The following is a 10632-nucleotide window of genomic DNA, read 5'->3' as shown; positions in this document are numbered from 1 at the left end:
TACGTACGGTGCAATGAGAGGGGCGAAAATAGTTTATTTTCCCTCTACTCTATTTATTTAATTAGTTATTTCCATTATTTTGAGGAAAATAAGGACGAAGGGCATCGGCTAAGTTATGGATGTTACGTGTTTGAATATAGACAGTACCATTTCCATGGAAAACATTGACCAATCCTTCTCCAGTAGTGAATCCAAATGTACCACTGGCAATTTCAATATGATAATCAAGGTTGGCATCCCAACAAACAACGTGTTCATTATCGATTGTCATTGGTCGATCACTTGTGACTTGAACAGGAAGGATATCTCCAAAAGAAGAAACAATAATATCTCCATTTCCTGTTGTCTTCATGACAAATAAACCACCTGTTCCACCAAAGAATGCTTTTCCTAAATCTTGTGATTGCATGATGTAATCCACTGTACCATCACAAGCAACAAAAGCCCCTGTATTTAAACAATATTGGGTAGCACCACCAACTTGTAAAGCCGTTAACTTACCAGGAATAGCTGGAGCAACACCAATAAAGGCATTGGGACCAATGGCTTGGGCATGGGTAATAAACATGCTTTCTCCACTTGTTAGACTTCTTCCAATGGAACTTAATAAACCACCAAATCCTTTTTTGGAACTATTCATTTTTCCTTCTAAAGAAACATTTGATAAATATACCATTGAACCTCTTTCAATTTTAATGGTTTCTGTAGGAGATAAATACACTTCTAATAATGGACAATCTGAGTCCCCTTTAATTGTATAACGCATAAAAATACTTCCTTTCTGTGTGTTTGATTAACTTCATCATACCTAAATTGACTAAAAAGTCTATAAAAGAATTGAAGTAACCTTTATAAAAGATGTAAAATAAGAAAAAATAAAGAAATTCTTAAGAATGTATTAAGTATTAGTTGAGAATTGAGTTTGAATAGAAAGAAAGACTAGCAATAAAGAGATTACTTGCTAGCCTGTGAATAATAAGAAAAGGTTGAAGTTTTGCTATTTATGGAGGATATGCGCACTTTTCTTATTTAAATTCATTATAAACAATAACTATGGAATAATTATGTGAAATAAAAAAAAGACATGGAATCTTGTAAAAGTTACAAGGAGGAATTTTATTTATGAATTTTATGGAAACAAAAGAAATATTAAATCGTTTATTATTTGAATTCAATGGACATAACCAAGAAACAGGTATCTTAAAAGTAACCGAAGGAATGAATGGTTGTCTTTATATTGAGTATAAAAACGAACAAGGAGTTAATACGATTAAAATTAATTCACATGATTATGATAGTGCAGGAAAATTAGTAAAGGATATATTAAATAAGGTATTTTAAAATATGAAAACAGTAAAACTACTATTGATTTTATGTTTATGTATGGGATGTACACGCATTGATTCAAAAACCCAATCAATCGCCACAGATGAAGTGAATCCCGTAAAAGTGATTCAACAAGAAGCAAAAGAAGAAAGTGATGATTTATCGGCATCAAAAGGGGTCATTGATTTATATATTTCCGATAATGCATTAGATACAACGCAAATGTCTTATGCCATTCAAGACTTAGAAACAGGCGTTATTATTCAATCCGAAAATGCCAGTGAAAATTTTGTGGCAGCTAGTGTATATAAACTTCCTTTATGTATGTTATGGTACGACAAAATTAATAGTGGAGAAGTCAGCAAAGATGAACCAATTTTATTTTCAGCTATTGAAGAAAGCGGCGGATATTTAGAACAAGACTATTGTGTTGGACAAACCATTCCTTTATCTGAAGTATTACGTTATACCATTGTTTATTCTGATAACAATGGAGCTCATTTATTGTTTAATAACTTAGGCGGATGGCCAGAATTTAAGAAACAATGTGCTAAATATAGTAGCCATGAACAAAACGATGAATTCTATTCTTATGAAAATTATTTAAACGCGGAATATATGTGTGATGTTTTAAAAAATCTATACGATCACAAAGAAACATATAGTGACTTAATTGGTCATCTTCAAAGTGCCATTCCCGATGATTTTCTAAATAGTAATACCCCATTAAATATGGCACAAAAAGCAGGATGGCTATATGAAGTTCAAAATGCTTCGGGTTTATCATTAGATGGACATCCTTATTCAATTAGTGTGTTCACAACATATGGAGAACAAGGAAAAACAATCATGGGAAACATAAATAAAATTTGTTTTGATTATTTTAATGAATAGTTACATTTTGTTTCAAAAAAAGTTGACATTTCTTTCATTTCGTTTACAATAGTCTCATAAAGATGTTGAACAGAAGAGTACATTAAGAAAGAAAACGTAGAGAGTTCGTGATGGTGGAAATCGGACAATGAAAGCTTAATGGAAGATGGTCTGGGAGTTGCAAAGGTGATATGTAATCTTTGCCGGGTTTGCCCGTTATCGCAATAGAGTATAACTTATTTAGCGTACTTGAAGAGGCACCAATTGTGAGATTGGCGTAAAATTAGGTGGTAACACGTATAACACACGTCCTAATATGGGACGTGTTTTTTTATTTATATAAAGCCTAGTTCCTTTTCAAGAAAAGTAGAAAGAGGAGGAAAAAGCGATGAACAAGTTATTAAAAGTGGGAGCAGCTGCCCTATTAGCTGCAAGTACATTAGTAGGATGTGGATCTTCATCTGATAGTAGTGAAGATAAAACAATTAAAGTAGGAGCAACTGCTGTTCCACATGCGATGATTTTAAATGATGTTGTAAAAGATATCTTAGCTGATGAAGGATGGACATTAGAAGTTGTTGAATTTACTGATTATGTAACACCTAATACTTCATTAGAAGAAGGAGAAATTGATGCGAACTACTTCCAAACAAAAGGATATTTAGACGATCAAAATGAATCACGTGGATTACACTTAGTACCAGTTGCTGGAATTCACTATGAACCAATGACAATTTTCTCTAAAAACTTTACTTCATTAGATGAAATTGAAGATGGAGCTACAATTGTTATTCCTAATGACTTTGACAATGAAAAACGTGCTTTAGTTGTATTAGATGCAGCTGGTCTAATTTCTTATGATGCTACGAAAGTTGGAGAAGATGGTTCTCCATTAGATGGAATCGTAACAAACGATAAAAACTTACAAATCCAAGAAGTTGAAGCAGCTACAGTTCCTCAATACAATGATGATGCAGATGCTTTAGTTGTAAATGGTAACTACGCTCTAGAAGCAAATATCAAAGATAAAGCCAATGCGATTTTCGTTGAAACACCAGATATTGAAGCTCGTACAAACTATGTAGTTGTTAAAGAAGGAAATGAAGATTCTGAAAAAACAAAAGCATTAGTTGATGCAATCACTTCACAAGAAGTAAAAGATTATATTGAAGAAAACTATGGTAGCGCCGTTATTTGCGTATTCTAATTGAAATAAGTGAGGCACGAAAGTGCCTCTCTAGTTTTATATGATTAAAGTAGTTTGATTACATAAAATTGGAGAAGGAGAACAAAAATGATTGAAGTAAAAAATTTATGTAAAAGTTTTGGTGATTTAGACGTTATCAAAGATGTTTCTTTCACCATTGAACAAGGCGATATATTTGGAATTATTGGACAATCCGGAGCAGGAAAATCAACTTTGCTTCGTTGTTTCAATGGTTTGGAAGACTATCAAAGTGGAAGCATTGTCGCTTTAGGAAAAGAAATCAAGTCGTTAAATAAAAAAGAACTGCAATTAGTTCAAAAAGACATGGGAATGATTTTCCAAAACTTTAATTTATTAAATCGTTTAACGGTATATGAAAACATTGCCTTGCCTTTAAAATTCTGGAAACAAAATCCAAAAGATGAACAACACGACAAACACATTCATGAACTATTAAAATTAGTCGGACTAGAAGATAAAATTAATAGTAAACCAAGAGAACTATCAGGTGGGCAAAAACAAAGAGTTGCCATTGCCAGAGCTCTTGTCATGAATCCTAAAATTTTATTATGCGATGAAGCAACAAGTGCATTGGACCCTAAAATTACCCAAGACATTTTAGCATTACTTCAAAAAATTAATGAAGAATTAGGAATTACCATTGTTGTAGTCACTCATCAAATGGAAGTTGTGAAACAAATTTGTAATAAAATGGTGTTCTTGAAACAAGGAAAAATTGTTGCCCAAGGAAAACCAGAAGAATTATTTGTTTCTAACAACGAAGATATTTTAGATTTCACTGGACATGACAGTGATATTTTACCGGATACAGGAATCAATATTAAATTGTATTTCTTAAATAGTAATTCGAAATCACATACCATTACTTCTTTGGCAAGAGACTTAAACATTGATTTTGATATTTGCCAAGGAAAACTAGAAAACTTTAGAGGTCGTATTTTAGGATCACTTATTATTAATGTTGAACAAAAAGATAAAGACAAAGTCTTGGATTATTTAAAAACATGTGACGTTGAATGGGAGGTAATTGAAAATGTTTGATACATTATTTACAGCCACAGGCCAAACTATATATATGGTATTGGGATCAACTTTATTCTCAGTAATATTAGGATTTATTCCCGCCATTGTCTTAGTTCTTACAGCACCTGATGGCTTAAAACCAAATAAAGTTGTATACAATGTACTTGATTTTATTGTGAACACATTTAGATCATTTCCATTTATTATTTTATTGATTCTAGTCATTCCTGTTACACGTGCTATTGTGGGAACATCACTTGGATCAACGGCAGCCATTGTCCCACTAACAATCAGTGCCATTCCTTTTGTTGCCCGTGTTATTGAAAATGCCTTAAAAGAAGTAGACCCAGGATTAATTGAAGCTGCTAAATCATTTGGAGCTAGCGACATGCAAATTATTGTTCACGTATACTTTAAAGAAGCATTCCCAAGCATTGTTTCAGGTGTTATCCTTGCGATGATTTCGATTGTAGGATACACAGCTATGGCTGGTTCAGTTGGTGGTGGTGGACTAGGAGACGTTGCCATCCGAAGAGGATATCAAGCCTATAATCTTAAGTATTTATTCGCAACTTCTGTTATTTTAATTGTATTCGTGCAAATTATTCAAAGCATCGGAAACTATTTATATAAGAAATTGTCATAAGGAAATAGAAACTCTATTTCCTTTTTACTTTTTAGTGGTGTATAATTCTTACGTTTACGGAGGGCATATGAAAAAAGAACAAGAAAAAAGTACTATTTATGATTTAGATGGTACCGTCGAATTAAAAGAAGCAGTGCCATTAGGTATTCAACACGTATTGGCTATGTTTCTTGGAAATATTTCTCCTTTGTTGATTGTTGCAGGAATGCTTGATATGGCACCTGAATTAAAATCAACATTGATTCAAAATGCGATGTTTATTGCTGGAGCCATTACTTTAATTCAATTGTATCCAATTGGAAAAATCGGATCAAAATTACCAATTGTAATGGGAACTAGTTCAGGATTTATTGGAACAGCTAAAGCAATGGGAGCTCTATATGGATATGGAGCATTAATGGGAGCATGTTTTGTTGGTGGAATCTTTGAAATGATTCTTGGATATTTTATTAAACCATTGAAAAAATTATTCCCACCTGTTGTCACAAGCTTAGTTATTATTTCGATTGGATTATCTCTATTACCAGTTGGAATCAATTACTTTGGTGGAGGTTCAGGAGCCGCTGATTTTGGAAGCATTAACCACATTTTAGTAGGAACAATTGTTATTATTGTAATTGTGATTGCTAAACAATTTAAAGGCTTTGTGAACAATGCATCGATTTTAATTGGAATTGTTGTTGGATATATCGTTGCCATTTGTTTAGGAATGGTTAACTTTACACCTGTTGCACAAGCATCATGGTTTGCCTTACCAAAATTCATGCCAGTTGGAATGGAATTCAATATGGAATGTATTATTGCTATGGGAATTATGTTTATTGCTACAACGGTTGAAACTGTTGGAGACACATCAGGAATCACAAATGGTGGTTTAGGACGCGAAGCAACAACAGATGAACTTCAAGGATCGGTTTTAGCCGATGGATTTGGAAGTATGATCGCAAGTTGTTTTGGTGTTTTACCAAATACATCTTTCTCACAAAACGTTGGATTAGTTACTGTTACTAAAGTTGTAAACCGCTTTACGATTATGACAGGAGCTGTATTCTTGATTCTTTGTGGATTCTGTCCAAAATTAAGTGCCTTATTCTCAGTTATGCCACAATCGGTTTTAGGAGGAGCTGCCGTAATTATGTTTGGTAGTATCTTAGTAAGTGGTATTGAATCATTAAAACGCGTAGAATTCGATGAAAGAAATTCTTTGATTATTGCTTTATCAATTGGATTAGGAGTTGGAATTGGACAAGTTCCTGCGGTATTAGCACAACTTCCAAGTTGGGTTGGAAATATCTTTGCACAAAACGGAATTATCATGACATTCGTTATCGCAGCGGTATTGAACCTGATTTTACCTAAGAAAAAAAATAAAGAAAAAGTAAAAGAAGAGGTCTAGCGACCTCTTTTATTATGGTAAAATAAAAACAGAATAGGAGGACACTATGCTTAGAATTAATACTATTGTTTTTCCTGAAACAATCGACGAAGCCTATACACTATTAAGTAAAAATAAGAAAAATCGTGTATTAGGAGGAATGATCTGGCTAAAAATGGAAGACATTCAAATTCCATGTGCCATTGATTTAAGTAAGTTGTCATTGGATACAATTGAAGAAACAGAAGAAGAATTTAAAATTGGAGCCATGGTAACATTACGTGAAATGGAAATTAATGAACCATTAAATAAAAGCTTTGGGAATGTGTTTAAAGACGCTTTTAAAGATATTGTTGGAGTACAAATGCGTAATATGGCAACGCTAGGAGGAAGCATTTATTCTCGCTTTGGTTTTAGTGATGTGATTTGTGCTTTACTTTGTTTAGAATGTGAAGTAGAAACATATAAACACGGAAGAATTTCTTTAGAAGAATTCACAAAATTAGACTATGAACAAGATATAGTTGAATATATATACATTAAGAAAACAGGACTTCAAAGTGCTTTTACATGTGTGCGAAATAGTTCAACGGACATTTGTACATTAAACGCATCTTGTACAAAATACGAAGACCACTATAAATTCTGTATTGGAGCTAGACCCGCCATTGCCAAAGTCTATAACTGCCCTTTAGATGATGTTTCTCTTGATGTATTATGCGGAAGCAATATGAGAGGATCAAAAGAATATCGTGAAAAATTAGTAGAAGGACTTGTAACGCGTTTAGTTAGAAAGGTGGATGGCGATGCTTGTTAAGATTAAATTAAATGGACAAATGATTCAAGAAGACGTACATCCCCAAACGATATTATTAGATTGGTTACGCGACCATGGATGTTACAGTGTAAAAAGAGGATGTGAAACAGCTAACTGTGGTTTGTGTACTGTATGGTTAGATGAAAAACCTATTTTGTCTTGTGCTATGTTAGTTTCAAGATGCAATGGACATGCCATTGTGACACTTGAAGGAATGCAAGAACAAGCAAAAGAGTTTGCTCATTTCATGGCCAATCAAGGAGCTGAACAATGTGGATTCTGTACACCAGGATTAATTATGAATGTATTTGCCATGGAAAAAGAATTAAAAAATCCAACAGAAGATGAAATTAAAGAATACTTAGCAGGTAATTTATGTAGATGTACTGGATACATGTCACAATTACGTGCGATTAAAGCGTATTTGAATCGAGGTGAACAATCATGAAAGTAATAGGAAAACCTATTCCTAAAAAAGATGCGATGTCCGTATTAACAGGAAAACCAGTATACTGTGATGATTTAGCACCTAAAAATTGTTTAATTGTTAAGATATTACGCTCTCCTCATGCTTATGCCAAAATTAAATCCATTGATACAACCATTGCGAAAAGAATCCCTGGCATTGAAGCTATTTATACATACAAAGACGTACCTAATTCACGTTTTACTTTAGCCGGACAAACGTATCCTGAACTAAGTCCATATGATCGTAAAATTCTTGAAGATACAGTACGCTATGTAGGCGATGAAGTTGCTATTGTTGCTGGTGCCAATGAAGATTGTGTAGACCGTGCTTTAAAAATGATTAAAGTGGAATACGAAGTATTAGAACCTCTTTTAGATTTTACGAAAGCCATTGATAATCCAATTATTGTCCATGATGAAGACGACTATAAAACACTATGTGAAATTGGAAACGATGTAAAACGAAACATTTGCAGCAGCGATGAAAGTGTTGTTGGAAATGTAGATGAAGTATTTAAAACATGTGATGTTGTCTTAGAACGAGAATATCATACCAAAGCCAATGCCCAAGCCATGATGGAAACAATGCGTGCATTCTCTTATATTGATACTTATGGAAGATTAACTATTGTTTCAAGTACGCAAATCCCATTCCATGTGCGTCGTATTGTTAGTACAGCGCTTGAAATACCAAAATCAAAAATCAATGTTGTGAAACCTCGTATTGGAGGAGGATTTGGAGCTAAACAAACGGCTTGTTGTGAAATCTTTACAGCTTTTGTGACATGGATGACAAAGAAACCAAGTAAAATCGTTTATACACGAGAAGAAACATTCATGGCCTCAAATTCAAGACATGAAATGAAACTACGCGTTAAAATGGGTGCTAAAAAAGATGGAACCATTGAAGCCATTGACTTATATACACTATCCAATACCGGAGCTTATGGAGAACATGGACCAACAGTAGTTGGTTTATCCGGACATAAATCATTACCAATTTATAATCACGTAAAAGCCAGTCGTTTTACTAACCATGTTGTCTATTCCAATACAATGCGAGCAGGAGCCTTTAGAGGATATGGAGCAACGCAAGGATGCTTTGCGATTGAATCGTGTGTAAATGAATTAGCCGATGAATTGGGAATGGATCCATGTGAATTAAGACTAAAGAACATCGTTCATGAAGGTGAAGTATTAAGTCAATACTATGGGGAATACTTAAATTCATGTGCCCTTGATCGATGCTTGAAAAAAGCTATGGAAATGATTGACTATAAAAATAAACCATTACGACAAGATATGGGTGATTTTGTACGTGGTATCGGAGTTGCGTGTACAATGCAAGGAAGTGGAATTGCCAATGTCGATATCGGTACGGTTGAAATTAAGCTACAAGACGATGGTTTCTATACATTATCTATTGGAGCAACGGATATGGGACAAGGATGCGATACAGTACTTGCACAAATTGCAGCAGAATGCCTAGACTGTGATGTAGATAATGTTGTCACAAGTAGTGTAGACACCGAACACTCTCCATATGATACAGGTTCTTATGCCTCAGCTACTTCTTATGTAACAGGACAAGCTGTTGTTAAAGCTTGTACACAATTAAAAGAACAAATTTTAACTGAAGCCAAAGCATTATTTGAATGCGAAGACGTTGAATTCAATGGAAAAGAAATTTATACATTGGATCATAAAAAATCAATGAGTTTAGCTGATTTTGCGGATTATTGCTTTGGTGGTGGAAAAGGAAAGGCATTAATCGCAACTGCCTCTCACGTATCACCAACTTCACCACCACCATTTATGGTTGGAATTGCCGAAGTGGATGTTGATAAATTAACAGGAGAAATCAAAGTTCATGACTATGTTGCTTGTGTAGACTGTGGAACTGTTATCAATCCTAACTTAGCTCGTGTACAAGCAGAAGGTGGAATTGGACAAGGAATTGGAATGGCTTTATATGAAGACATTACTTATGATGAAAGAGGAAAAATGCGCAATAACTCTTTCTTCCAATATAAAGTACCAACAAGAATTGATGTTGGAAATGTCCGTGTTGAATTTGAATCAAGTTATGAAGACAATGGTCCATTTGGTGTAAAATCCATTGGTGAGGTTGTTATTAATACACCAAGCCCGGCTATTGCCAGTGCAGTTGCCCATGCCACAGGTGTACAAGTACGTACATTACCAATTACACCAGAAAAAGTGTTATTAAAACATGAAGACTAGTCTGATTATATTGGCATCAGGTTTTAGTTCGCGTTTTCATTCGAACAAACTTCTACATAAAATCAATGATAAAACATTATTTGAAATCACATATGAAAGAAGAAAATTCTTTGATGAAGTGATTGTAGTAACACAATACGAACAAATAAAAGAATTTGCCCAAGAAGCTAAAGTCATCATGAATGATCATCCTGAATATGGACAAGGATATTCTATTTCTTTGGGTATTCAAAAATGTGATAGTGATTATTGTATGTTGATGGTTAGTGACATGCCATATATTAAAGATGAAACGATTGTTAAGATGTTAGAAATAAAAGATGAACAACACGTGGTGATAGGATGTTATCAAGACATTCTATGCAATCCCATGCTCATCCCTAAAAAATATTATTCCTATCTAACAAACTTAAAAAACGATAAAGGAGCAAAACAAGTGATTGCCAAGCTTCCTTATCGTATTGTCAATTTAAGTGAACAAGAGTTTATTGATATTGATGTTAAGTAGAAGGTCAAAAGACCTTCTACTTTTTTTAGATACTGTTGATAAAAAAACAAATAATTGTAGAATTAAACTAAAGAAAGGGCAATGCTATGTTAAAAGAAAAGACACAAAACATAATAAGTAATGG

General features: G+C 33.8%; 11 protein-coding genes and 1 other annotated feature. Of the genes, 10 read left to right on the top strand and 1 reads right to left on the bottom strand.

Going from position 1 to position 10632, the window contains the following annotated elements; all coding sequences use genetic code 11:
* Nucleotides 1–61: 61 nt before the first annotated feature.
* Entirely contained in the window at nt 62–766 is a 705-nt protein-coding gene (locus ACI313_RS07095; RefSeq protein ID WP_320608372.1) for a TIGR00266 family protein, read from the bottom strand.
* A gap of 356 nt (nt 767–1122) precedes the next feature.
* Here ACI313_RS07095 and ACI313_RS07090 point away from each other — a divergent pair, with 356 nt between their 5' ends.
* The 10 genes from ACI313_RS07090 (at nt 1123) to ACI313_RS07045 (ending at nt 10508) form a co-directional block, all read left to right on the top strand.
* A complete protein-coding gene (locus ACI313_RS07090) occupies nt 1123–1341 on the top strand; it encodes a hypothetical protein (protein WP_439755625.1) in 219 nt (72 codons plus the stop codon).
* Between the two features lie 3 nt (nt 1342–1344).
* Nucleotides 1345–2220 (top strand): serine hydrolase, encoded by an 876-nt coding sequence (locus ACI313_RS07085; protein ID WP_439755624.1) that lies wholly within the window; start codon nt 1345–1347, stop codon nt 2218–2220.
* Nucleotides 2221–2276: 56 nt separating this feature from the next.
* Nucleotides 2277–2516 (top strand) — a binding site (T-box leader).
* A 71-nt stretch (nt 2517–2587) separates the two neighbouring features.
* Complete coding sequence (locus ACI313_RS07080) at nt 2588–3406, top strand: MetQ/NlpA family ABC transporter substrate-binding protein (protein WP_320608375.1); 819 nt, start codon at nt 2588–2590, stop codon at nt 3404–3406.
* Nucleotides 3407–3493: 87 nt separating this feature from the next.
* Nucleotides 3494–4468: a methionine ABC transporter ATP-binding protein gene (locus tag ACI313_RS07075; protein WP_320608376.1), complete on the top strand. Its 975-nt coding sequence runs from the start codon at nt 3494–3496 to the stop codon at nt 4466–4468.
* The gene (locus ACI313_RS07070; RefSeq protein ID WP_320608377.1) at nt 4461–5096 is read left to right on the top strand and encodes a methionine ABC transporter permease; all 636 of its coding nucleotides are present in this window, start codon (nt 4461–4463) and stop codon (nt 5094–5096) included. Before ACI313_RS07075 ends, ACI313_RS07070 begins: the two co-directional genes overlap by 8 nt.
* Nucleotides 5097–5163: 67 nt before the next feature.
* Nucleotides 5164–6492 carry a uracil-xanthine permease family protein gene (locus ACI313_RS07065; protein WP_439755623.1) on the top strand — a complete coding sequence of 443 codons (1329 nt, stop codon included), beginning with the start codon at nt 5164–5166 and terminating at the stop codon, nt 6490–6492.
* 46 nt (nt 6493–6538) lie between these two features.
* Nucleotides 6539–7288: an FAD binding domain-containing protein gene (locus ACI313_RS07060; protein WP_439755622.1), complete on the top strand. Its 750-nt coding sequence runs from the start codon at nt 6539–6541 to the stop codon at nt 7286–7288.
* On the top strand, nt 7278–7736 hold the full coding sequence (locus ACI313_RS07055) for a (2Fe-2S)-binding protein (protein ID WP_439755621.1): 459 nt from the start codon (nt 7278–7280) through the stop codon (nt 7734–7736). The genes ACI313_RS07060 and ACI313_RS07055 overlap by 11 nt, the downstream gene beginning before the upstream one ends.
* A complete protein-coding gene (locus ACI313_RS07050; RefSeq protein WP_439755620.1) occupies nt 7733–10000 on the top strand; it encodes a xanthine dehydrogenase family protein molybdopterin-binding subunit in 2268 nt (755 codons plus the stop codon). The genes ACI313_RS07055 and ACI313_RS07050 overlap by 4 nt, the downstream gene beginning before the upstream one ends.
* Nucleotides 9990–10508 carry a nucleotidyltransferase family protein gene (locus ACI313_RS07045; protein WP_439755619.1) on the top strand — a complete coding sequence of 173 codons (519 nt, stop codon included), beginning with the start codon at nt 9990–9992 and terminating at the stop codon, nt 10506–10508. The genes ACI313_RS07050 and ACI313_RS07045 overlap by 11 nt, the downstream gene beginning before the upstream one ends.
* Nucleotides 10509–10632: the final 124 nt, after the last annotated feature.

Origin of the sequence: Floccifex sp., assembly GCF_051873495.1 — a bacterium.
GTDB lineage: Bacteria > Bacillota_I > Bacilli_A > Erysipelotrichales > Erysipelotrichaceae > Floccifex.
This window is presented reverse-complemented; position numbering and strand designations above follow the sequence as displayed.

What these genes read in the sequence shown, in the direction of transcription:
- ACI313_RS07095 (WP_320608372.1), bottom strand. Translation starts at nt 766, where the DNA reads ATGCGTTATACAATTAAAGGGGACTCAGATTGTCCATTATTAGAAGTG.
- ACI313_RS07090 (WP_439755625.1), top strand. Translation starts at nt 1,123, where the DNA reads ATGAATTTTATGGAAACAAAAGAAATATTAAATCGTTTATTATTTGAA.
- ACI313_RS07085 (WP_439755624.1), top strand. Translation starts at nt 1,345, where the DNA reads ATGAAAACAGTAAAACTACTATTGATTTTATGTTTATGTATGGGATGT.
- ACI313_RS07080 (WP_320608375.1), top strand. Translation starts at nt 2,588, where the DNA reads ATGAACAAGTTATTAAAAGTGGGAGCAGCTGCCCTATTAGCTGCAAGT.
- ACI313_RS07075 (WP_320608376.1), top strand. Translation starts at nt 3,494, where the DNA reads ATGATTGAAGTAAAAAATTTATGTAAAAGTTTTGGTGATTTAGACGTT.
- ACI313_RS07070 (WP_320608377.1), top strand. Translation starts at nt 4,461, where the DNA reads ATGTTTGATACATTATTTACAGCCACAGGCCAAACTATATATATGGTA.
- ACI313_RS07065 (WP_439755623.1), top strand. Translation starts at nt 5,164, where the DNA reads ATGAAAAAAGAACAAGAAAAAAGTACTATTTATGATTTAGATGGTACC.
- ACI313_RS07060 (WP_439755622.1), top strand. Translation starts at nt 6,539, where the DNA reads ATGCTTAGAATTAATACTATTGTTTTTCCTGAAACAATCGACGAAGCC.
- ACI313_RS07055 (WP_439755621.1), top strand. Translation starts at nt 7,278, where the DNA reads ATGCTTGTTAAGATTAAATTAAATGGACAAATGATTCAAGAAGACGTA.
- ACI313_RS07050 (WP_439755620.1), top strand. Translation starts at nt 7,733, where the DNA reads ATGAAAGTAATAGGAAAACCTATTCCTAAAAAAGATGCGATGTCCGTA.
- ACI313_RS07045 (WP_439755619.1), top strand. Translation starts at nt 9,990, where the DNA reads ATGAAGACTAGTCTGATTATATTGGCATCAGGTTTTAGTTCGCGTTTT.